Genomic DNA, 21,891 nt, shown 5'->3' on the forward strand with positions numbered 1-21,891 from the left:
GGCGCCCTCCGCCACCGGTCCGTCCTATCCGTTCCGTCCGTCCGGTGCGTCCTGTTCGCCCGCCCGCAGGCGACGGCGCAGGCTCAGCGGACGCATGTCGGTCCACACGTCCTCGATATGAGCGAGGCAGTCGGACTTCGGGCCGGTCCTGCCCGCGTCCGACCATCCGGCCGGATTGTCCCGGTCGGCGGGCCAGACGGAGTACTGCTCCTCATGGTTGACCACGACCTTGTACAGCCGGTCGTCATCGTCGGGCTTCGGCGTCATCCCCGTGACTCTCCTCTCGTGGTAGCGGCGCGTCAGTGGGCCGCGTCTGCGGGAGCGGTACGGCGGTCTGCTCCGGGTGGCGCTGTCGAATGGGAGTGAAGGCGGCGGCCGCCACTACGGCCAGGAAGACGACCGCCACCGCGGTCAGCGGCCCACGTGTCCCCAGTCGGCCGACCAGGGCGGTGAGCAGGGCCGCGCCGAGGGGCGCGAGGCTGCCGTGGATCGTCCAGAACGCGGAGGTGACCCGGCCGAGCAGATGGTCCGGCGTGACCTGCTGCCGCAGGGACATCGAGCAGACGCCCGCCAGTGCCATGCCAAAGGAGTACAGACAGATCGTCACGGCCGCCACGGACACCTGCCCGGTGCCGCCCAGCACCAGCACCGACACCGAGCACAGACTCATCGCCCCGAGCCAGCAGGGGCCGAACCCCCAGGAGCGGCGCAGCCTGGCGGTCACGGCGGCGGCCGCACAGGTGCCGAGCCCGGCCAGCCCGAGGACGTAGCCCACCGTGCGTTCGTCCTGCCCAAGACCGTGCCGCAGGTGGTAGATGAACACGTCGGTCATGCCCAGGCTGAGGAAGGTGGTGACGGTCAGCAGCATGGTGAGCGCCCGCAGCACCGGCGTGCGCCACAGAAACGCGGCGCCGACCCGGAAGCCGGAGCGCAGGTCCTGGGCCCGGGCCTCCTTGCTCTCGGCCTCGTCGGTCGACGGCCGCGCGATGGGCCTGAACCTGATGAACGCCAGGCCCACCAGAGAGATCCCGAAGCTGCCCGCATTGATGGCGACGGCTGCCGTCGGCCCGAAGAACCCGGCCACCACACCGGCCAGGGCCGGGCCGGCGATGTACGCGATCGCGTTCGTCGCCTCCAGCCGGCCGTTCGCCGCGACGATCTGCTCCTTGTCGACGAGGTTCGCCACGGCGGTGACATATGTGATCTTGAACAGCATCTCGAACACCGAGGCCAGCGCCATGACCACGTACAGAAGCCAGATCTGCGGGCTCAGGGCCCAGCAGACCGGGATCGCGCCGTACAGCACCAGCCGGGCGGCGTCGCACAGCATCAGCAGGCGCCTCCGGTCGAAGCGGTCGGCCCAGGCGCCGCCGACCAGACCGGTGAGCAGCGAGGTGGCGCCGGCGACGGCCGTGAGCAACCCCATCTGTGCCGCCGACCCGGTGGTGTGCAGCACCAGCAGCGGAAGCGCCACCAGCGAGAAGGCGTTGCCGACCTCAGACAGCGCCTGGACCGCCCAGAAGACGGAGAAGTCCCGGTTGGACCAGAGCGAACGCGCGAACATACGAGGGTCTTCCGTCCTGGGGCTAGCGGTCGGGGCTGTACGGCTCCGCCATGGCGACCGCGATCCGGCGGGGCCCCGTGAACGGCTCTCGGCCGTGCGAGACCAGCATGTTGTCGATCACCAGGACGTCGTCCGCACGGTAGTCGAAGCGGGTCGCCGCGGCTCGGTAGCAGGCCCGGAGATGGTCCATGACGGCGTACGGGATCGGTCCGCCGTCGCCGTAGTAGGTCTGGCTGGGGAGGTTCTCCTCGCCCAGCATCTCCAGCAACCCGAGCCGGACTGACTCCGGCAGCGTGGTGACGTGGAAGACTGTCGCGTGGTTGAACCACACCGGCTCGCCGGTCACCGGATGCCGGTGCACGACCTCCCGTACCGCCCGGGTGCGCAGCCCGCCGCCGGGCAGCCACCGTGCCTCGATGTCCCGCTCCCGGCAGTACCGCTCGACCTCCGCGCGGTCCTCGGTGGCGAACACCTCCTGCCACGGCAGGCCGACCAGATCGCCGTAGTTGCGTACGACCGTCCAGCCGCGCCGGGCGAACTCCCGGCGCACCTCGTCGTCGATGGCGGCCAGCACCCGCCGGGTGTCGGCCAGCGGGGTGGCGCCCCGGGTCAGCGGCGGGCGCACACAGTGGAAGTACAGGGTCAGCGGCCAACTCGCCTGGTACGAGTTCTCGTTGTGCAGGAAGATCTCTTCACCGGGCGGGTAGTCGGTGGACGTGTAGACGTTCCCCTTGATGACGCTCCGGGGGGAGGAACGCTCGGTGTACGGCAGCGGCTCGCCGGAGAGCGCGCGGACGATGTCCGCGAAGCCGTCGGCGCCCCCGACGTCGAAGCCGCGCAGCAGCAGCGCACCGCGTTCACGCAGCGCGGCCCGGAGTTCCTCCCGCCGGGCGCGCAGCCGTTCGACGGCCGACTCGCCGTGCCCCTCGACGACCAGCGGGAGCATCGGGGTGGTCTCGACCGTCATCGCGGTGCTTCCGACAACAGCGGCAGCAGCCGCCGGGCGCCGACCGTGGCGGGCTCTTCCCGGGCGGGTCCCTCGATCTCGCCGTCCGCTCCGGTCAGCACCAGGCTCATCACCCGGCCGTTCTCCGCGAAGAGGAACCGCTGTTCGGTGAGTGTGTCCAGGCGTTGCCGCAGATCGTCCGGTCCCTCCGGCCAGTCCCGGGCCAGCTGCTCGGGCTTGGCCGGCGAGGACAGTCGACGCAGCAGCCGGCCGGTCACCGAGTCGACCGGGTGCGTCCGGAGAGTCCCGGAACGGGAGTCACGGACCGTGAGCCGGCCGTCGTCATCGGCGACCAGCCGCAGCTCGCGACGGGCCGCTCCGTCCTCCTCGTACCAGGCTGCACGCCACTGGGTGACCAGCCCGCTCAACTCGTCGTGCCACTCGACCGCGTCGAGCATGTACGGCGCCAGGTTCTGGTCGGCGAAGAAGTACGCGAGATCGGCCAGCACTGACTCGTCGAAGGGATACGTGAGGGAGTAATAGTCCACTGGCTTCAGGACGAGCCCGTACTGGTCGCTCCGCTTGAAGTAGGGACTGAAGCGGTCGAAGCGCACCATGTACACGCCGTGCGGCGGCACCAGGTGGACGAAGTCGCGGAGTTCCTCGGCGTACTTGCGGTAGACCGTCGGGTCCTCGCCGGGGAAGCCGATCAGCAGGTTCCACTCGGGCTTGATCCCGAACTCCTCACAGTTCTTGAGGAACTGCAGGTTCTGGAACGCGGTCGTGCCCTTGCCCATCAGTCTGAGCGTCGAGGAGGACAACGCCTCGATGCCGGGCTGGACGACGGTGACGCCCGCGTCCGTCATGGCGCGCAGGTCCTGACGGCTCAGGGGGAGCTTGACCTCGTAGAAGATCTCGGCCCCCGGCGGCGGGTCGAGTCGAGGGAATACCTCACGCGAGTAATTGCGTGGCATGACATTGTCCGTGCAGAAGAGCGAGGTGTAGGTGGGCGCGAAGCCGAATAGCCACTCGAACTGCTGGACTGCCAGGTCCGGAGCCATGGCCCGAAAGGCCATGCTTTCGCCGTTCAGCCCGCAGAATGTGCAGTGCGAACGCTGTCCCCACCAGCAGCCGCGGGACGTCTCGAAGAACAGCATGGGTTTGCTGGTACCCGTGCGCCGCAGTTCCGGATGGCTCTCCAGCGCCTCGAAGAAACTGTCGTAGTCGGGCAGGAAGAAGTCGTCGATATCGCGTTCCGCACCGATGGCCTTGCGGAAGCGCAGGTCTCGGCAGTTCCGCTCGGAAACGATTCCCGGAATGGCATCGGCGCGCTCCAGATCCTCGTCGAGGACACACCGCAGGAACTCGCCGAAGGTGTTCAGCGCGGGCCCGGAGAAGACGAAGTCGACGGCCGGCACATGCTCGGCGACCACCGAGCCCATGGGCGCCTCGCAGTTCGCCCCACCGAGCACGACGAGCGTCTGCGGGCTGCGCTCCTTGATCAGCCGCGCCAGGGCGATACTCGGCACATGCTGGGCGAACATCGAACTGAACCCCACGATGTCGGCCTCGTCAAGCCGGTAGCGGTCAATCAGTTCCCCGCAGAACTCCCACAGTCCGTCCCGCGCCGACAGGATCTGCTCACGGAAGTCGGCCCACCGGGCACCCCGGTAGTAGCGCTGAAAGTACTCGGCGGCAGTGTCGGCCTCGCCGGGAAAGGCGATGTGCCGGAACAGCCAGTCCCCGATCCCTGTGTCCACATGATCGTGACTCACGGAGAGGGCCTCGTAAAGACGTGTCCCGAAGAACTCGGCCATGTCCTGGTTGAGGTAGCACACGTGCGCTCGCGCCCGGTCGTCGAACTCCCGGTGAACGAGAGTCGATAACTGTCCCAGGGCGAATGACGGACGATTCCAGTCGGCGAATGGCATGTTCACTAAAGCGACATGCAACAACTGCGGCCTCCCCGTTGCGGCCTCCCCGTGATCATTCGTTCTGAGTCTAGTGCGCCATGGCTTGAGTCGGCAGAGATGTTCAGGCCAACGGGGATTCCGACGGGCGCGGGGTGAGGTCCGGATGGACTCGGGTTCTTTTCCGGCTGCCGCACAGGTGCGTTCGCAGTGGTCCGACGTGTGTTCGCCGAAGATTTCGCGGGCGTGGCGGCCGGTCCTCATGCCGGATGACGCGGTCGGGGCGGGGTGAGGATCCGGCCATGTGGGACAAGCGATTGCGCCAGTGGATGGGAGGCCCGACCGCTGGACGTACGCCTCGTCACCGCGTCCAGTGGACGATGTTGCGGAAGCGGGCCTCTTGAAGCAGGGAGTGCAGGACCTCGGTAGTCGACCGTCGGAGCGGTGGGCCTCCTGCGGGCCGCGTACGCCGACAAAGCCCAGGGTCCCGTGGTGCGCGTTCGCCAAAGGGTCCGACTTCTCCGTCCTGAGAAGCTCAACCGGCCCTGAGGGCTCAACCGGAACGGCGATGGCCAAACGTGGCACGGGCAGTCTCTGCGAGTCCCGACTTGTGCCGTCACAGTCCCGTGATCCAGCAGCGAACCCGCATGTCTGAGGCGATGATGGACTGGGGGTCCCTTGGGCTCCGGCGAGTTGCCCCTTGAGATTCCGGGAACCCGTCGGCTTCCGGGATCCGGCGGCTACAACGCCGCGCTGATCGCCCGGTCACCGGCCCCACCGGGCGGGTCGTCATCGGCGACATCGGCCCGCATGTCGTACGCCGGACCCACCGGTTCACCACGGAGGTCGGCAGCGGAAGTGTCACCGTCTTCCAGGGCGACGCAGCCTGCGGCGCGCCCGCCCAGCTCGCCCCCCGGGCGGATTCGACGCAAGCGTAATCGCCTACAACTCCTGGGACATCGGCCCGGCTTGGCGCGAACAGCTCGCCGAGGCGTATGCCTGGTCCTGCCGTTGGAGATCGGCGGCCACACGCGGGCCATCGCCTTCGAACGGGGCGGTGACGCCTTGCACGCCCAGAAGTTCACGCACTGCGGGTTCGTCCGCGACCAGGGGCAGGACGTCCGCACCACGCCGGTCCTCGACCTCCTCGGTGGTGAGCTTCAGCTCCGTTTCGACAACGGCGACGCCGCCCGCACGGAGGGGTTGGAGGAGGCGTTCCAGCCATCCTCGGCGACGCCTCGCTGGCCTACCTCCTCCACGTCCAGACCCGGCACGGTGACAGCCAAGCCGACAAGGAATGGGAGTGGGTCGTCCACGCCTTCGGCGAGCAGGGCCCGCAGCTCGCCGAGCAACTGGCGGCCACAGTGAGGGCCTTGGGCGGTGCTCGGCCCCTGGGTCAATCCGCGGTGGCTCAACAGCCTGGCCGCGGTCATCATCGCGGTGCTCCTTATCCTGTCCGGGATCCTCGTCGCGACCACTCTGCTTCCGTCGCTGAACACCACCCGGGTCACAGTGTGGCTCGCCGGGGTCCTGGTCGTCGGACTTCTGGCCGCCGGAGCATGGCTGCGCATCGTCCGCGCCCGTCGGCCACCGACCGCGCCCCGGGCCCCGGAGGTGCCCCGCGCCGGACGCGAGAGCTGGCGCATGCCGCCCCTCGCCCTGCTGGAACCGGTCGTATGGTCGCCCGGCCTGAAACTCGGAATGAGCCTGCTGCGCGGCTACCTCGTCATCGCCGCACTGTTGCTGCTGGTCCAGGCGATCCAGCCCGGCTGAGCAGACGCACAGCAGTTGCGGCCGCCAAGGACTGCATGACGCCGCTGCCGACTATGACCGACATCACATCACGGCGGAGTCAAGGACCCCTCAAAAAGTTGCGGGATTGCGCAAGCATGGGTCTACACTCTTAAGGGTTTGAAAGAAGGCACCTCGTTCGGTGAGGCGTCTTCACGGACACAGGCCACTGACCCCACGACGTCGAGAGACGCCCAGGGTCAGGACACCTCTCCCCGGCCTAAGGGGTGAGGCCAAGTGGCTTCCCCGGTAAGGGGATTACGCCGTGGAGTGCCAAAGCTCTGACGAGTTGGGGTGTACCGGCCGCATTCTGCGGGCCGGTCCGCTCCCTGCCGAGTCGACGACGACGCGCACCGTACGCGTCCCCGGCCGGAAGGAGGCGAGAGACATGGACTGCAGTAGCAGTAGTCCGGGCCATAGTCGGCCCCACCCCCGCTTGTCCTCGCATTCTTCCGGCACGCGGTAACCACCTTCCCTGCGCGGATTTTCTCCGCGTCCTGCGCCCCCGCACGGCCATGCGCCGTGACGGGCCGCCGTCCTGCGCGCCCGCGCAGGGGGGATGACGGCCACGTGCCCCCAATACCTCCCCCACTGGGGGGATTTGGGAGGTACCTCATGACCAACACCACCATCGACACCACCGCCGGCGCACCCCGCGCGGCGGTCCTGGACGACGCCCACATCGGTGACATCCAGGGCGCGCTCGGCACCATCAAGCTCGACGACACCGCGCCCCGCACCGGCCTGTCGGCCAAGCTGAAGACGCTGCTGGCCATCGTCGGGCCCGGCCTGATCGTCATGGTCGGCGACAACGACGCCGGCGCCTTCGCCACCTACGGCCAGGCCGGCCAGAACTACGGCACCCACCTGCTGTGGACCCTCCTCCTGCTCGTCCCCGTCCTGTACGTCAACCAGGAGATGGTGCTGCGCCTGGGCGCCGTCACCGGCGTCGGCCACGCCCGCCTCATCCTGGAGCGGTTCGGCAAGTTCTGGGGCGCGTTCTCCGTCATCGACTTGTTCTTGCTCAACGCTCTCACCCTGGTGACGGAGTTCATCGGCATCACGCTGGCCACCGGCTACCTGGGCCTGCCCAAGGCCGCCTCCGTCGTGCTCGCCGCCGCGATCATCATCGCCTCGGCGTTCACCGGATCTTTCCGCCGCTTCGAGCGGGTCGCCATCGCCCTGTGCGCGGCCTCGCTGCTGCTGGTGCCGATCTACTTCATGGTCCACCCGCACGTCTCGCAGATGGCCCGCGACTTCGTCGTGCCGAACATGCCCGGCGGTACCGGCCAGCTGTCCACGGTGATGTTGCTGATCATCGGCATCGTCGGCACCACGGTCGCCCCCTGGCAGCTGTTCTTCCAGCAGTCCTACGTGATCGACAAGCGGATCACCCCGCGCTTCATGAAGTACGAGAAGGCCGACCTGTGGATCGGCATCGTCGTGGTCGTCATCGGGGCCGCGGCCATGATGGGCTTCACCGCCGCCGCGTTCGCCGGCACGCACGGCTTCGGGCAGTTCACCGACGCCGGTGACATCGCCACCGGCCTTCAAGCCAAGGCGGGGAGGCTCGCCGGGGTGCTGTTCGCGATCGCGCTGCTGGACGCCTCGATCATCGGCGCCTTCGCCGTCTCGCTGTCCACCGCCTACGCGATCGGCGACGTCTTCGGCATCCGGCACTCGCTCCACCGGGGCGTCAAGGGAGCCAAGGGCTTCTACGCCGTCTACGCCGGCCTGGTCGCCACCGCCGCCGCCATCGTGCTGATCCCCGGCTCCCCGCTGGGCCTGCTCACTGAGGGCGTCCAGACCCTCGCGGGTGTCCTGCTGCCCTCGGCCAGCGTATTCCTGCTCCTGCTGTGCAACGACAAGGCCGTGCTCGGCCCGTGGGTGAACGGCCCCAAGACCAACGCGTTCACCTCCGCCGTCGTCGGCGTGCTGGTCACCCTGTCGATCATCCTGACCGCCTCGGTGCTCTTCCCGGACATCTCCTCCGGGGCGATTCTCGACATCATGGCCGCCTGCGGCATCGTCGGCGTGCTGGCCGCCGGATACGCCTTCACCCGCCGCCGCACCGGCACCAAGGAAGACCCGATCGACCGCACCGGCCGCGACACCTGGCGCATGCCCGCACTGGCCACCCTGAGCAGGCCCACCATGTCCACCGCCCGCAAGATCGGCATGGGCGCCCTGCGCACCTACCTGCTCATCGCGATGATCCTCGTCGTCATCAAGATCGTCGAAGTGGCCCTCGGCCGCTGAGCCCACCGGCGTCCGGGGTGCTCACCTTCAGCGCCCCGGACGACCCGAAGACATCCACCGCCATCCACTGTCACGACTCGGACAGGAGGGCCACACCGTCGTGCTCGCCGCACTCGACCACGTCCAGCTCGCCGCCCCACCTGCCAGCGAGGAGACGCTGCGCGCCTTCTACACCGGCCCGCTCGGTATGACCGAAATCCCCAAACCGCCCGTGCTGGGTGCCCGCGGCGGCTGCTGGTTCGCCACCCCCGATGGCACCGTCCAGCTTCACCTGGGCATCGAAGACCCCTTCCGACCCGCGCAAAAGGCCCACCCCGGACTGCGCGTGACCGACATCGACGCCCTCGCCGGCCGTCTCGCCGCGCACGGCGCGCCGGTCGTGTGGGACGACCACCTGCCCGGCCACCGCCGCTTCTACAGCGCCGACCCGGTCGGCAACCGACTGGAGTTCCTCCAACCCCTCACCCTCACCTGATCCCGCCGGCAGCCAGCCCGTTACCGGCCCCTTGACCGTGAAGGAGGTGCCCCGTGCACACCCTGACCACCTTCGACTTCCTGATCCGGCTCGCCACCGGTGTGGCCTGCGGGGCCCTGATCGGCGTCGAGCGCCAGTGGCGGGCCCGGATGGCCGGGCTGCGCACCAACGCCCTGGTCGCCACCGGCGCCACCCTGTTCGTTCTCTACAGCGTCACTGTCGGCGACGCCGGCAGCCCCACCAGAGTCGCCTCCTACGTCGTGTCCGGGATCGGATTCCTGGGCGGCGGCGTGATCCTACGCGACGGCGCCGGAGTGCGCGGCCTGAACACCGCCGCCACCCTGTGGTGCTCGGCCGCCGCCGGGGTCCTGGCCGCTTCCGGCCGCCTCGAACTGGCCGTGCTCGGCACCCTCTCGGTCCTCGCCGTGCACCTGGTCCTGCGGCCGGCCGGACGGCTGCTGGACCGCGCACCGGCCTCGGGTTCAGACCCCGACTCCACCGCGCGGGCGACCGTGCACGTGGTGTGCGAGCGCCAGGTCGAGACCCATGTCCGGGCCCAGCTGCTGCAGGCCCTCACCGCTGGCGCGCTGGCCCCGACCGGGCTGCGGGCCCGCCGCGAGGACGAGGGCCAGGCCACCAGCCTGCGTGCCACCGTCGCCATCGGCGGTCAGGTGGCCCCGGCGCTGGAACAGGTCATCGCCCGTCTGTCGCTGGAACCGGGGGTGCGTGACCTGCACTGGCACCTGGAGGACGAGGAAACCGAGCACGACCGGCCCCGGGTGCTGGCCTGAACCCACACTGCGAGGGCGCATACGAATCCCGTAAGAGGACGGTCGGCCCAACGGCATGCGGCCCGTGCGCCGACCACGATGGAAGACGGAACAGGGGGAGACGGCGATGAGGCGCTTGCCCCACCCGCACACCGGCGAGGGCACCGCCGTGCTCGGTGTCCTGCTGCTGACGGCGCTGGAGATGACCGCGGTGGCCACCGCCCCGCGCGCCGACCGGCCGGTCGGCGCCGGTGCCCTGATCGGAGCCGCCACCGCGGCCTTCGTCGTGGTCGCGGCGGTCGTCCACCGCCATCGCCGGGCCCAGCGAGAGGCCAGGCGGCAGCTGACCGAGACGGCCGACGAGTCGTGGTTCACCACCCGCGCCATCACTTGGTTGGCACCATCACGCAGCGCAACTCCGGCATTCCCTAGCGCGAGCGAACCCGCTTCGGCGACTGGGCAGTGTCTCTTCGATCAGGTAGCCGACCGTCATCGTCATGCGTTCAACGCCCGCGCCGCCTAGCGGCTCACTCGTCTGGCCTGGGCCAGGAAGTTCGAGAGCCGCTCGGCGGGAGGGCCCGACGGACCACTGCCAGGCGGTCTGCTAAGGGCGGGCGTAGGGCCGGGTCATGATCTCCAGGTTGTGGCCGTCCGGATCGTCGAAGTAGGCGCCCCGACCGCCGAATAGACGGTTGATCTGGCCGGGTTCGGTGTGGCTGGGGTCGGCGTAGTACGTGACACCAACCGCCTCCAAGCGTGCGATCACGGCGTCGAACTGCTCGTCAGGTACGAGGAAGGCGTAGTGCTGCGACTGGATCGGCTCGTCGCGCTTCTCGTAGTAGTCGAGCGTCACGCCGTTGCCGAGGTCGACGGGCAGGAATGGCCCGAACGGGGCGCCGACCTCAAGACCCAGGATCGCGGCGAGGAACTCGGCAGACAGGTGTCGGTCGCTGGCGTAGACGGCGGTGTGGTTCAGCTGGACGGCGGCGGCCGGCAGCTCGGATGTGTGCGGGTACTGCCGGTCATAGGACATCAGTGGTGTGTCTCCGGTCTTGCGATCTGCTGGAATGGGGCGCCGCGCGGGGGCGCCGGGAGCAAAGACGCGGAGAAGGGGGGCGGGCCTCTTGCCCGCCTCGCGCTCACGCCGAGGCCGGGAACCTCACTCGTGCATGGCCCATGGCCGACCCGGCAGTCACCCGACTGACCTTAGTGATCAGCGCGGGCTGAGGCAACGCCGTTTCTTGGCTGTGCGACGGTCGAAACCAGGAGGCCGCCCTCCACGTGATCCTCCCGGAACGGGCACCAGCGCACATGCGCGCGTGTGAACTGATCTTTGTGCGGCCCCTTTTGAGGGACCGCGCAGTGCTGGCGGCGGATTCTTGGGGGCCCGGCGACGTGCTGGTGTGCACGGATGGACGTCGAGTTGACGTTGATGTTCCAGTCGATGTCGCCTGCGGCGTCAGCGACGGTCTGAACGTGCTGGAGTCAGGCCACCGGCCACACCGTTTGTTGCTCTTGGGTGGCAGCCGGCTCCAGCAGGGGGTCCAAGCTCCATCCGCGCCGCGGGGACGGGCTCCGGTGCGGGGCCCGGATGTCCGGGGCAACCCTCCGGAAGGTGAATACGGGAGATGGATGAGCCCCCGTCAGCCGATAGCTGTTTGAACGGTTTTCATTGCCAGTCACCTGAAGGCCCCGGCTGCGCCGCTCTAGTCTCCTACCGCCTGATCAGAAAGGACCTGATCAGTGGACAACCTCCCGCTCTCCGCACACACAGGAGGTCCACCGTGTCCTTGCTGTCCCGCATCAAGCGCTCGCGCCGGGCGCTCTCCCTCGTCACCGCCCTCCCCGCCGCCCTGGTCGGGGTGTGGGTCGCCGCCCCGGCCGCTCAGGCCGCCGCTCTTCCCGCCCCCGACCACGTGATCGTGGTGGTGTTCGAGAACCACTCCTACGAGCAGGTCATCGGCAGCTCCAGCGCCCCGTACCTCAACAACACCCTGGTGGCCGGTGGCGGCAACCTCACCCAGTCGTACGCCATCACCCACCCCAGCCAGCCGAACTACCTGGACCTGTTCTCCGGCAACAACCAAGGCATCACCAACGACAACTGCTACACACCGCAGTTCAGCAGCGCCGCGAACCTCGGCTCCGAGCTCATCGCCGCCGGCAAGACGTGGGGCAGTTACAACGAGGGCCTGCCCTCCCAGGGCTCCACGGTGTGCACCAACTCCGCCACCAAGTACGCCCAGAAGCACAACCCGTGGTTCGCCTTCAGCAACGTCCCGCTGAACACGGCGTACACCTTCACGCAGTTCCCGACGGACTACACGACCCTGCCCAAGGTCTCGTTCGTCGTCCCGAACCTGTGCGACGACATGCACGACTGCTCCATCACGACGGGCGACAACTGGCTGAAGAACAACCTAGGCGCCTACGCCACCTGGGCCCAGACGCACAACAGCATCCTGGCCGTCACCTTCGACGAGGACGACAGCTCGCACGGCAACCACATCGCCACCGTGTTCTACGGTGCGCACGTCGCGCCGGGCAGCTCCACCTCGACGCACTACAACCACTACGACACGCTGCGCACCCTTGAGGACCTGGCCGGTCTGACCACCCACGCCGGGGCCGCGGCCAACGCCTCCGACATCACCGGCATCTGGAACTGACCTCGGGGCGGGCTTCATACAAGGCCGACCCGCAGCGGTGAAACAGCATCGAGGCCGCCGCCTCCCACGAGGCGGCGGTCCTGCCGTACCCGGTGGCCGACTGCCCGGAGGCCGCCCATGGCCTGGTGTGCTACGGCCAGTACAGGCGAGCGCGGGCTACGACACAGCGGCCGGACGGCGTCAACCGTATGGGCCCGCCCACCGTCTCGGGGTCCTCGTCGGAATCGGCCTCCACCGCCTCGCCCTCGCCCGCCTGCCCTTGCCGCGACCTGCACTGGCGGTGGCTGGCTGGGGCACGGAGACCTGGCCGCGGGCAAAACCATCGCAGCGACGCTCGGGGCATGGCTGATCCTTGAGGACGAAGCCGCCGTCTCGATGACGTCGCACCGCTCTCACACCTTGGCACCGAAAGGCGGCACGCCCCTGGTTCGGTTCAACGGCCGGCCGGACATGGGCTACGCGGCCGGCGCACTGGTCGCCGCCTCCCCGCCGACAGCCTCGGCCGCAACGGCCACCGTCGTCGCCACCGTCCTCCTCATCGCCGAGCCCCAGCCGTTCCACGGCGTGGAGCTGGTGCGGGTAGGGGTAAGGGGATATTGGGGAAGTCGGAACCGAGCAGGATGCGGTCGCCAAGTGCGGTGAGCCGTGGCAGGGCCTGCCGGGGGAACGGCATGAATCTTTCGGCGAGGTCGAGGAACTCCTCGTACTCGGTCATGCCCATCGGGGGTACGGCGGGCGAAGTCGGCGGCCCACCCGTTCAGCCACCTGGTCATGCCGGGCTTGTGGGGTAGAGCATCGCGGTGAAGGCCCGGACCCCGAACTGCCGGAGCAGAGCCGCCCGCTCCGCCTCCTGCTAACGGTAGGTGATCGGCCACTGCAACCCACCGATCAGCGGCCCGTTGGCGTCGAAATAATCCCAGACCTTGTGCAGGACGGACCTCACCTGCTTCCTCGCCCCAAGCGATGCGGGTGGAACTCAACTGGTGCCGCCTCTCTCGAACGACCTGCAGGTGTCACAAGGCCGGGAATTGCTGGATGAGTTCATCGTCGCCGCAGCGCGCAGCCGCACCGACACCCTGTGAGCTGCCTCACCCAGCGGTGCCCGCTCCGCGCATGAACTGCCTTTACAGCGCCCCTCCTGCCCGTCCGACGCCGCTTGTTGGCCGGATACGTCAGCAATCTGTCATTGCAGCCAGTACGTCGTTCAATACAGGCTGTGACCGTGTTGGAGCGACGTGTTGTTGTGGTGGTGTACGCGGGTGCGATGGCCCTGGACATCACCGGACCGATTGAAGTGTTCGATACCGCGAACCGGCTCCTGGGCCCCTCGGGCACCCCTTACCGGACCGACTTCGTCTCCGCCGACGCACCACTGGTGCGCATGAGTTCGGGGGTGGTGATGGAGGCCGCGCCACTGGAGGCGGGGCGAGGCCCGATCGACACGCTCCTCGTGCCGGGCGGATGGAGTCTCAACGACGCACTCGGGGACCAGTCGCTCGTGTCCTGGATCAGCCGGGCGGCGGCCCGGTCACGCAGAGTCGCCTCCGTATGCGGCGGATCCTTCCTGCTGGCCGAGGCGGGCCTCCTCGACGGCAGACGCGCCACCACGCACTGGGCGTACAGCGAGGCGATGGCGTGCCGATATCCGCAGGTGACGGTGGACGCCGAGCCGATCTTCGTCTGGGACGGCCCCTTCGTGACCGCCGCGGGCGTATCGACCGGCATCGACATGGCGCTGGCTCTGGTGGAGGCCGACCACGGATCGGCGCTCGCTCTGGAGACGGCACGGTTTCTGGTGCTGTTCCTCAAACGGCACGGAGGACAGTCCCAGTACAGCGCCGTCCTCGACGCCCAGTTGGCCGACCATCCGCCGATCCGGGCAGCACAGGAGTGGATTCTGAAAAACCTGGACAACCCGCTGCCCGTGGCCGAGATCGCGCGGCAGGCCAACATGAGTCAGCGCAACTTCGCCCGGGTCTTCCGGCGTGAGGTGGGCGTGACACCCGGCCAGTACGTCGAGCGGACGCGTATCGCCCGCGCACGCGAGCTGCTGGAAACCACAGACCTGACGATCGGCCAGATAGCAGGCCGCTGCGGATTCGCAGCCACCGAGACGTTCTTCCGCTCCTTCGGACGAACCCTGGGTCTCACCCCCAAGGAATACCGGCACCGCTTTCAGGTGATCTCGCCGGCCGGCCTCATCGACAGGCATCACGAGAGGGAGGGGAGCACCGCATGACCACCACGACTTCGGAATTACGCACGGCGGAAACGGTACGCCTGGTCGACTATCTGGCCGGGGAACTCGCCAGAGCCGGCGTCACCCATGTGTTCGGCGTCGGCGGCGCGAACATCGAGGACGTGTATGACGCGGTGCACCGCGGCGGCGCCGTCCGCGGCGTCGTCGCCAAACACGAGTTCTCCGCCGTCACCATGGCCGATGGATACGCCCGAACCACCAGGCGCCTCGGCGTCGTTGCCGCGACCTCGGGCGGTGGGGCGATGAATCTCGTACCGGGTCTGGCGGAGGCGTACGCCTCCCGGGTGCCCGTACTGGCCCTGGTGGGCCAGCCTCCGACCGGCCAGGCGGGGCACGGGGCGTTCCAGGACTCCAGCGGCAAGGCAGGCTCCTTGGACGCACGGGAGGTCTTCGCACCCGTCTCCCGGTTCTGCGCCCGGGTCGATGACGCGGACTCACTCACGGAATTGCTGCCCCGGGCAGTCTCGGCGGCACAGGCCGATCCACGCGGGCCGGCCGTGCTGTTGCTGCCCAAGGACGTGCAGCAGGCGCGCATCCAGGTGCCCGCCCGCGACACGGCCCCGGCACCGGGCGGCCTCGCGACGGCGTCCGCGGCACGGCTCGACACAGCTGCCGTCAGCACCGTGTCGGGCGCCCTTCGCCGGGCCGGCCGTGTCCTCGTCATCGCCGGTGAGGATGTCGCCGCCGCCGACGCGCGTGAGGATCTGGCCGAACTGGCCCGGTGCCTCGGGGCGTGGGTGGCGGTCACCCCGGACGCCAAGGACGTCTTCGACAACCGTGATCCCCGGTTCGCGGGTGTGGCCGGGGTGATGGGCCACGCCAACGTCGAGGACTGTCTGCGACGGGCCGACCTGTGCCTGCTGGTCGGTACCCGGCTGCCGCTCCTGGCACGCGGCGGCCTCGACCAGGCCCTCGCCGGCACCGAAGTCGTGTCCCTCGGCCCCGAACCACCGTTCGTGGCAGCCACCGCCCTGGGTGGGAACCTACGGGACGCGCTGCGCGCGGTGACCCTCCGGCTTCCGTCGCACCCACGCCCCTGCCCGCCGCACGCCGGCCCCCTTCCCGCACCCATGCCGGGTCCGCTCTTCCAGACCCGGGAGCGAACCGTCCCCCACGCCCAGGCGGTCGCCGCGGTGGAGGCGGCACTTCCCCAGGACGCACACGTCTTCGTGGACGCCGGCAACGCAGGTGCCAGCGCGATCCATCTCCTGCCGGCGCCGCGCCACGGCCGCTTCGTGGTGGCGGTCGGCATGGGCGGCATGGGCTACACCTTCGGCGCCGGCATCGGCGCCGCGCTCGCCACCGGCCGACGCACCTACGTCCTCGCCGGCGACGGTGCCTTCTTCATGCACGGGATGGAAGTGCACACCGCCGTGGAGTACGACGCACCCGTGACCTTCGTGGTCTTCAACAACAACGCCCACGGCATGTGCGCGCTGCGGGAGGAGTTCCTCCAGGGCGGCGTCCGCAGCGACGACCTGTTCGCCCGGAGCGATCTCGCCGCCGGAGTGGCCGCCGCCTTCCCGTCCCTGGAGGCCACGGGAGCGGCCGACGCGGCACAACTGCGCACGGCACTGCTGCGCGGCAACGCGGGCAGGGGCCCGTCGTTCGTCGCCGTGGCCTGTGACCCACGGGAGATCCCTCCGTTCCTTCCCTTCCAGTCCTTCACCGAAGCCACGAACAGCAAGGAGGGTTCAGATGAGCGAGGAGTCGTCCACGTTGGCTGACATCCCCGGTCTGGTCCGGATCGAGAACGCCGGCAAGGAGGAGCTGACCGCCCACTGCATGGAGCTCACCCACGCGGTCTACCCCCACCATCAGGTCTACGGGCAGTACTGCACCATCCACGAGTACGTCGACTGCCCCGCGGAGCAGGCCTACGACTACCTGCGCCAAGGACACCATCTGGAGGAATGGACCTGCAGCCTGCGGGACTTCGCGCCCACCGGCACACCGGGGCTGTGGGTCGGTCACGACCGGCTGGAGGACGACACCCGGATCTACTGCAAGGTGCTCGCGAACCCCGAGGCCATGACCGTCGACTACCACTGCTCCTGGGACCAGGGCGAGAAGCTGTGGATGATCTACCTGATGCGGGTCGTTCCGGCCCGGCTGGTACTCGACAAGCCCGGTTCGGTGATCACCTGGACCAACTGCCGGCACCCCTACTACGACGACAACCCGCATCCCGACCTGGCTCCCCGCCCGGACCGGCCCTGGGTGGGCGACTACTGGGACCTGTTCTACGCGGGGCACACCGTGGAGATGCACAACCTCAAGGCCATCCTGGAACACCGCCACCGGGGCGGCCTGCCGGGCAGTCCGGCTCCGGCGAGGGCGGTGGCGCAGTGACCACGGTCAGCCTCACCGACGTCGCGAGCTACCTGCCCGGCGAGCCGGTTCCCGCGGAGTTCTACACGGACTTCCCCGGAGCCGAGGACAAGCTCCGCAACCACCCCATGTTCAAGGTCCCGCCGTTACGGCACCACGTGGCCAGGGACGAGACCAACGCGGACATGGTCGAGCGCGCCGTACAGCCCCTGATCGAACGGCACGGCGCAGCGGAGATCCGAGGCGTCGACGTGCTGTTGGTGCACAGCCAGTTGCCGGATCTGCCGTTCGTGGGTGCCGGGACCGAGGTGGCGCGTCGGCTGGGCCTGAACCCGGAGTGGCTCGTCGACGTGGCCAACGCGGGCTGCGCGTCCTTCGTGTACATGTTGAAGCTGGCCCGGCAGATCCTCACGTCCACCGATGCGAAAACCGCGCTGATATGCAACGCACAAAGCGCCGCCGGGCAATGGTTCACCCAGTCCGAGGTACGCAAACTCGCCCAGGCGGCGATCCCGGGCGACGGGTGCGGTGTGGGGTACGTGACGACGTCGACGCAGTCGCCAGTCCTCGACGTGGAGACCCGGCACATCGGCGAGTACGCCGGCGACATGACCGTGGCGGTCGACGACGGTCGCAAGTACTGGGAGCCGGGCGAGTCCCAGCTGCGGATCGGGTTCACCGACGCCAGTGTCGCCAAGGTCCTGGCGCGCGGGAACCGCCTCGTCCCCGAGGTGATCACGGACCTGTGCCGGCGGCTCGGCGTGGCGAGCACCGACATCGACGTCCTCATCACCAACCAGCCCAACCGCACCTTCCTGCGGAACTGGCGGGAGGCGCTGCAACTGCCGGCCGAACGGCACCTGAACACCTTCGACGCATACGGGAATCTGTTCGGGGCGGCGATCCCGATCACCTTGGACCGCGCGATCAGCTCCGGGCAGGTGGAGGACGGCGACCTGATGGTGCTCGGGGGATTCGCCCACGCAGGTGACTTCGCGGGTGCCGTCGCCGTTCGCTGGCACGGCGGCGCTCGGCCACCGCACCCGCGTAGTGGTGCTGTGCAATCCGCACGACCTCACCGGAAGCCTCGTCACCGTTGACGCACTGTCGGCGTTCCTGCGTCAAGTCCCCCGACACGTCACCATGCTCCTCGACGAAGCGTACGCGGAGTTCGCCCGCGTGAGGGCGCCGCAGCCCTCACCGACGCCGGATGTCCAGGTGCGCCACCACCCCGGCGAGGGATTCCGGCGCGGCCTAGGTGCCAGAGGTGCGGCGGCCGCCTCCGCGGCCGGAGGTGCGGTCGCCGGCCCCGTCAGCTCCGCCCGTGGCACCGCCGGCCGCCGCCCGTCAGCGGGATCCGCGGGCTGCCTTGCCGGAGGCGGTGCCGGTCGCCGCACCAGCCGCGTACGGGCGGTCGGAACTGCGGCCGCCCGCTGCCGCCGCACCGCCCGTGACTCCGCCGGATCGCGCCCGACGGGCAGAACCGCGCCCGCCGGCTGCGGAGGTGCCACCGGACGCTGTCGCCCCGGCCGCGGCCCGGCGGTCGGAGCCCCGGCTCCCCGTCCTGGTGGTGGCACCTGTCGCCGCTTTGGCTTCGCCGCCGTTTCGGCGTCGGCGGCCGGATCGCCTGCCGGGCTGGGTGCCGGTCTTCCGGTCCGGACGGGACGCCGTCGACGTCGCGGGCTGGGCGACCTCGATGGTGACGGCCACGCCGGAAGGCTCGCGGGCGCCGGTGATGGTGGCCAGCGCGGGGTCGCTCGACGTGACGCGGGTCGTCCGGGGGCGGATGCCGGCGTCCGACATGAGCCGGGTGACGTCCCGTTTCTGCTCGGGCAGGACCAACGTGACCACGCTGCCGGAGCCGCCGGCGCGGGCCGTGCGGCCGCCCCGGTGGAGGTAGTCCTTGTGATCGTTGGGGGGATCGACGTTCACTACGAGGTCGAGGTCGTCGATGTGTATGCCCCGGGCTGCGACGTTCGTCGCCACCAGGGCGGTGACCTTGCCGTTCTTGAACTGTTCCAGGGTGCGGTTCCGCTGCGGCTGGGAGCGGCCTCCGTGCAGTGCCGCCGCGCGGACCCCGACGGCCAGGAGCCGCTTGGCGAGCCGGTCAGCGGACCTCTTGGTGTCGAGGAAGAGGATGACCCGGCCGTCACGGGCCGCGATGCGCGTGGTGACGGCCTTCTTGTCGGTCTCGTCCTGGATGTGGAGCACGTGATGCTCCATGGTGGTCACCGCTCCCGCGGACGGGTCCACGGAGTGCACCACGGGGTCGGTCAGGAACCGCTGCACGAGGCGGTCGATGTTGTGGTCCAGGGTGGCCGAGAAGAGCATGCGCTGTCCGTCGGGCCGTACCTGCTGGATCAGCTTGGTGATCTGCGGAAGGAAGCCCATGTCGGTCATCTGGTCGGCTTCGTCCAGCACCGTGATGCGTACCTGGTCGAGCACGCAGTCTCCGCGTTCCACGAGGTCGTTGAGCCTGCCGGGACTCGCCACGACCACCTCGGCACCGCGCCGGAGCACTGCGGCCTGCTTGGTGATGGACAGCCCGCCGACCACGGTTGCCAGCCGGAGGTTCACCGCCGTCGCGTAGGGGGTCAGCGCATCCGTCACCTGCTGGGCGAGTTCCCGGGTGGGCACCAGCACGAGGCCGAGGGGTGCCTTGGGCTGCGCACGCAGTCCGGCCGTGCGAGCCAGGAGCGCCAGCCCGAACGCGAGGGTCTTGCCGGAGCCGGTGCGTCCCCGTCCCAGCAGGTCGCGGCCGGCGAGCGAGTTGGGCAGGGTGGCGGCCTGGATGGGGAAGGGGGTGGTCACGCCCTGCGTGGCGAGGGTCTTCAGCAACCCCGCGGGCATGTCCAGAGCGGCGAAGTCCTCGATGGCGGGAAGTGCGGGTGTCGCGCTTTCCGGCAGCCGGAATTCCCTCGGCGACGACGCGGACGGCGGGGACGACGAGGCGCGCCGGTTCGGCTTCTGGGACCTGCGGGACATGCGGTTATCTGCCTTCCTGGAAACAGCACAAACCGGGGTCCGCACCGTGACGGTGCGGACCCCGGTGAGGGGATACGCGTCCGGGGATCAGGCGGGGACGATGTTCTCCGCCTGCGGGCCCTTCTGGCCCTGCGTGACGTCGAAGGAGACCCGCTGGCCCTCCTGGAGCTCACGGAAGCCCTGGGTCGCGATGTTCGAGTAGTGGGCGAAGACGTCGGGACCGCCGCCGTCCTGCTGGATGAAGCCGAAACCCTTTTCGGCGTTGAACCACTTCACGGTTCCCTGTGCCATGACATTCTCCTTCTGTAGGCAGAGGCCCCATCCGGAGACGCCGGAAACAAATAATGCGCCTGAAGGAGAAACATTCCCGTCAGGCGCACATAGGTTCATGGGTACCAAAACTGCAACACCGAAACTTTAGCACAGCTCGGCGGCCCGTGATGGATCAACGAGGTGGTCACCGGGGTTCCTCAGAGCCTTTCGGTGATCCCGCTCGTCGTGTCTCCCGCTCTCGGATCGTGCAGGGGGTTCCTCACAGTCATCGGCGCCGCTTCGGCTCCGCCGGCGCGATGAGCCTCGCCCGTCCTGGGTACCGTGTTGAGCATGCCCACTTCCGCGGAGCTGCGTCGGATGCGCCGGATTCACCGCTGGATGGGGATCATCCTGCCGGGCGTGGTCCGGCGCATGGTCAACGGCCGTGCGCCTCAGCCTGGTTGGCTGCCTCGCCGCCAGCTGACCGTGGTGTCGGTTGATGTCGACCTCGACGCGGGTATCGGCGCGGTCTGGCTGGTGTGGCGTCCCAGGACCGCGAAAGCCGAGACACACACCGCGCTCATGGAGCTCTGCGGTGAGGAGTGGCAGTACACGGGCGGTGGCAGCAGTTCAGAGGGGCGCCTGCCTGCGGGAAGATCGGCGGTGGGCCGGCTCGGACAAATCGGCATGATCGAGCTCGGCGGAGGCGCCGGCGCTCTGAGCCGTGCCTACCGCCTGCGGCATCCGCATCCGGACTCCACCGGGACAGACTCCTGGATCGGAGCCGCGGACTGTCAACACGAGAACATCCCGTGATCGCGGTTCGTACACGCCTTCGCGCCAGAACCCCGTACGCCACACCGCGCGTCTTGCGGCGCCGACCCCGCCCGACTCGTCGGAGTCGCGCGTGCCTGATGCGCGCGGGTCGTGGGCAGGCCGGCCGGCGATGGGAGTCCGGCTCGCGCTTGGGCACCGGATAACAGGTTTCGCGTCTCCCGGCGCCCTGCCAGGATGCGTGGATGATCTCTTTCTCGCCCGTGCCCCCGGTCGTTCCCGCAGGCCGGATGGCCGAGCACCCGCAGCCGGTGCTGGGCCTGCCCGGCGGTCTGGAGCTGCGGCCTTGGCGCGTCGATGACGCAGATGTCCTTGTGGCCGCCGGCCAGGACCCGGCCATCCGGAAGTGGAACCGACTGGTCGTGGAGTCACGCGAGCACGCACGCCAGAGGATCGAGCGCATGCACCAGCGCTGGCAGGCCGAGCAGGCCGCGAGATGGGCCATTGCCCGGGCGGACGGCAGCGAAGCCCTGGGCCTGATCGGCTGGGGGGACATCGACCTGGACGACGGCAACGCCGAGATCGTCTACTGGATCCTGCCCGCCGCACGAGGCGGCGGTGTCGTCGTCGAGGCGACCAAGCGCCTCAGCCGGTGGGCCGTCCAGGACCTGGGCCTGCACCGCCTCCGCCTGTGCCACTCGACCGCGAACCCGGCGTCCTGCCGCGTGGCGGAGAAGGCCGGCTACTCCTTCGAGGGCACCCAGCGCAGCGCGCTGCTGCACGAGGACGGATGGCATGACGAGCACCTGCATGCCCTGGTGCGGGGAGACGTCATCTGAGGCCGCCAGCTTGACGGGTGACCGCCTAGGCATCGGTTGGCTTGTTCGCCTCGGTCGGCTTCTCCC

The 21,891-nt window shown here is 69.2% G+C and carries 19 protein-coding genes, 1 pseudogene and 1 riboswitch; of the genes and pseudogenes, 12 read left to right on the forward strand and 8 right to left on the reverse strand.

The features are described 5' to 3' along the window. Positions 1 to 24: 24 nt before the first annotated feature. The 4 genes from M878_RS51815 to M878_RS51830 are packed head-to-tail and all read right to left on the reverse strand — an operon-like array spanning position 25 to position 4,447. Complete coding sequence (locus tag M878_RS51815; protein ID WP_023544322.1) at positions 25 to 267, reverse strand: MbtH family protein; 243 nt, start codon at positions 265 to 267, stop codon at positions 25 to 27. Next, complete coding sequence (locus tag M878_RS51820) at positions 245 to 1,564, reverse strand: MFS transporter (protein WP_023544323.1); 1,320 nt, start codon at positions 1,562 to 1,564, stop codon at positions 245 to 247. The genes M878_RS51815 and M878_RS51820 overlap by 23 nt, the downstream gene beginning before the upstream one ends. 22 nt (positions 1,565 to 1,586) lie before the next feature. Continuing rightward, positions 1,587 to 2,531 carry a TauD/TfdA family dioxygenase gene (locus tag M878_RS51825; RefSeq protein WP_023544324.1) on the reverse strand — a complete coding sequence of 315 codons (945 nt, stop codon included), beginning with the start codon at positions 2,529 to 2,531 and terminating at the stop codon, positions 1,587 to 1,589. Then, complete coding sequence (locus tag M878_RS51830; RefSeq protein WP_280923682.1) at positions 2,528 to 4,447, reverse strand: RiPP maturation radical SAM C-methyltransferase; 1,920 nt, start codon at positions 4,445 to 4,447, stop codon at positions 2,528 to 2,530. Before M878_RS51830 ends, M878_RS51825 begins: the two co-directional genes overlap by 4 nt. A gap of 1,353 nt (positions 4,448 to 5,800) precedes the next feature. Here M878_RS51830 and M878_RS92035 point away from each other — a divergent pair. From M878_RS92035 to M878_RS51855, 5 genes are all read left to right on the forward strand, one after another. Further along, entirely contained in the window at positions 5,801 to 6,193 is a 393-nt protein-coding gene (locus M878_RS92035) for a hypothetical protein (RefSeq protein ID WP_023544327.1), read from the forward strand. A gap of 145 nt (positions 6,194 to 6,338) precedes the next feature. Beyond that, positions 6,339 to 6,512: riboswitch (M-box (ykoK) riboswitch) on the forward strand. A 314-nt stretch (positions 6,513 to 6,826) separates the two neighbouring features. Then, positions 6,827 to 8,470: an NRAMP family divalent metal transporter gene (locus M878_RS51840; RefSeq protein ID WP_023544328.1), complete on the forward strand. Its 1,644-nt coding sequence runs from the start codon at positions 6,827 to 6,829 to the stop codon at positions 8,468 to 8,470. 100 nt (positions 8,471 to 8,570) lie between these two features. After that, complete coding sequence (locus tag M878_RS51845) at positions 8,571 to 8,945, forward strand: VOC family protein (RefSeq protein ID WP_023544329.1); 375 nt, start codon at positions 8,571 to 8,573, stop codon at positions 8,943 to 8,945. A 53-nt stretch (positions 8,946 to 8,998) separates the two neighbouring features. Further along, entirely contained in the window at positions 8,999 to 9,736 is a 738-nt protein-coding gene (locus M878_RS51850; protein WP_023544330.1) for an MgtC/SapB family protein, read from the forward strand. Positions 9,737 to 9,842: 106 nt separating this feature from the next. After that, positions 9,843 to 10,238 (forward strand): hypothetical protein, encoded by a 396-nt coding sequence (locus M878_RS51855; RefSeq protein WP_023544331.1) that lies wholly within the window; start codon positions 9,843 to 9,845, stop codon positions 10,236 to 10,238. 81 nt (positions 10,239 to 10,319) lie between these two features. On the opposite strand, the gene M878_RS51860 is transcribed toward M878_RS51855, so the two are convergent. Next, on the reverse strand, positions 10,320 to 10,748 hold the full coding sequence (locus M878_RS51860; protein ID WP_023544332.1) for a VOC family protein: 429 nt from the start codon (positions 10,746 to 10,748) through the stop codon (positions 10,320 to 10,322). 751 nt (positions 10,749 to 11,499) lie between these two features. On the opposite strand from M878_RS51860, the gene M878_RS51865 reads away from it, so the two are divergent. Next, positions 11,500 to 12,384: an alkaline phosphatase family protein gene (locus tag M878_RS51865; RefSeq protein ID WP_023544333.1), complete on the forward strand. Its 885-nt coding sequence runs from the start codon at positions 11,500 to 11,502 to the stop codon at positions 12,382 to 12,384. A 534-nt stretch (positions 12,385 to 12,918) separates the two neighbouring features. On the opposite strand, the pseudogene M878_RS99350 reads toward M878_RS51865, so the two are convergent. Continuing rightward, positions 12,919 to 13,318, reverse strand: a pseudogene (locus tag M878_RS99350) (hypothetical protein); the annotation flags it as partial. 225 nt (positions 13,319 to 13,543) lie between these two features. Here M878_RS99350 and M878_RS51875 point away from each other — a divergent pair. The 4 genes from M878_RS51875 to M878_RS51890 are packed head-to-tail and all read left to right on the forward strand — an operon-like array spanning position 13,544 to position 18,075. After that, a complete protein-coding gene (locus M878_RS51875; RefSeq protein WP_209445484.1) occupies positions 13,544 to 14,623 on the forward strand; it encodes a GlxA family transcriptional regulator in 1,080 nt (359 codons plus the stop codon). Further along, entirely contained in the window at positions 14,620 to 16,371 is a 1,752-nt protein-coding gene (locus M878_RS51880; RefSeq protein ID WP_023544337.1) for a thiamine pyrophosphate-binding protein, read from the forward strand. Before M878_RS51875 ends, M878_RS51880 begins: the two co-directional genes overlap by 4 nt. Further along, positions 16,343 to 16,996: a hypothetical protein gene (locus M878_RS51885; RefSeq protein ID WP_023544338.1), complete on the forward strand. Its 654-nt coding sequence runs from the start codon at positions 16,343 to 16,345 to the stop codon at positions 16,994 to 16,996. Before M878_RS51880 ends, M878_RS51885 begins: the two co-directional genes overlap by 29 nt. After that, positions 16,993 to 18,075 (forward strand): 3-oxoacyl-ACP synthase III family protein, encoded by a 1,083-nt coding sequence (locus M878_RS51890; protein WP_023544339.1) that lies wholly within the window; start codon positions 16,993 to 16,995, stop codon positions 18,073 to 18,075. Before M878_RS51885 ends, M878_RS51890 begins: the two co-directional genes overlap by 4 nt. A gap of 247 nt (positions 18,076 to 18,322) precedes the next feature. On the opposite strand, the gene M878_RS51895 is transcribed toward M878_RS51890, so the two are convergent. Both M878_RS51895 and M878_RS51900 read right to left on the reverse strand, forming a co-directional pair. Then, entirely contained in the window at positions 18,323 to 19,960 is a 1,638-nt protein-coding gene (locus M878_RS51895; protein WP_023544340.1) for a DEAD/DEAH box helicase, read from the reverse strand. 87 nt (positions 19,961 to 20,047) lie between these two features. Continuing rightward, entirely contained in the window at positions 20,048 to 20,251 is a 204-nt protein-coding gene (locus M878_RS51900; RefSeq protein WP_023544341.1) for a cold-shock protein, read from the reverse strand. A gap of 360 nt (positions 20,252 to 20,611) precedes the next feature. Here M878_RS51900 and M878_RS92040 point away from each other — a divergent pair, with 360 nt between their 5' ends. Beyond that, entirely contained in the window at positions 20,612 to 21,028 is a 417-nt protein-coding gene (locus M878_RS92040) for a hypothetical protein (protein ID WP_158692619.1), read from the forward strand. Between the two features lie 203 nt (positions 21,029 to 21,231). Then, positions 21,232 to 21,825 (forward strand): GNAT family N-acetyltransferase, encoded by a 594-nt coding sequence (locus tag M878_RS51910; protein WP_023544343.1) that lies wholly within the window; start codon positions 21,232 to 21,234, stop codon positions 21,823 to 21,825. Positions 21,826 to 21,891 lie beyond the last annotated feature (66 nt).

Origin of the sequence: Streptomyces roseochromogenus subsp. oscitans DS 12.976, from assembly GCF_000497445.1 — a bacterium.
Classification (GTDB): domain Bacteria; phylum Actinomycetota; class Actinomycetes; order Streptomycetales; family Streptomycetaceae; genus Streptomyces; species Streptomyces oscitans.

What these genes read in the sequence shown, in the direction of transcription:
- M878_RS51860 (WP_023544332.1), bottom strand. Translation starts at nt 10,748, where the DNA reads ATGTCCTATGACCGGCAGTACCCGCACACATCCGAGCTGCCGGCCGCC.
- M878_RS51885 (WP_023544338.1), top strand. Translation starts at nt 16,343, where the DNA reads ATGAGCGAGGAGTCGTCCACGTTGGCTGACATCCCCGGTCTGGTCCGG.
- M878_RS51855 (WP_023544331.1), top strand. Translation starts at nt 9,843, where the DNA reads ATGAGGCGCTTGCCCCACCCGCACACCGGCGAGGGCACCGCCGTGCTC.
- M878_RS51900 (WP_023544341.1), bottom strand. Translation starts at nt 20,251, where the DNA reads ATGGCACAGGGAACCGTGAAGTGGTTCAACGCCGAAAAGGGTTTCGGC.
- M878_RS51895 (WP_023544340.1), bottom strand. Translation starts at nt 19,960, where the DNA reads ATGTCCCGCAGGTCCCAGAAGCCGAACCGGCGCGCCTCGTCGTCCCCG.
- M878_RS51880 (WP_023544337.1), top strand. Translation starts at nt 14,620, where the DNA reads ATGACCACCACGACTTCGGAATTACGCACGGCGGAAACGGTACGCCTG.
- M878_RS51840 (WP_023544328.1), top strand. Translation starts at nt 6,827, where the DNA reads ATGACCAACACCACCATCGACACCACCGCCGGCGCACCCCGCGCGGCG.
- M878_RS51815 (WP_023544322.1), bottom strand. Translation starts at nt 267, where the DNA reads ATGACGCCGAAGCCCGACGATGACGACCGGCTGTACAAGGTCGTGGTC.
- M878_RS92040 (WP_158692619.1), top strand. Translation starts at nt 20,612, where the DNA reads ATGGGGATCATCCTGCCGGGCGTGGTCCGGCGCATGGTCAACGGCCGT.
- M878_RS51825 (WP_023544324.1), bottom strand. Translation starts at nt 2,531, where the DNA reads ATGACGGTCGAGACCACCCCGATGCTCCCGCTGGTCGTCGAGGGGCAC.
- M878_RS51910 (WP_023544343.1), top strand. Translation starts at nt 21,232, where the DNA reads ATGATCTCTTTCTCGCCCGTGCCCCCGGTCGTTCCCGCAGGCCGGATG.
- M878_RS51820 (WP_023544323.1), bottom strand. Translation starts at nt 1,564, where the DNA reads ATGTTCGCGCGTTCGCTCTGGTCCAACCGGGACTTCTCCGTCTTCTGG.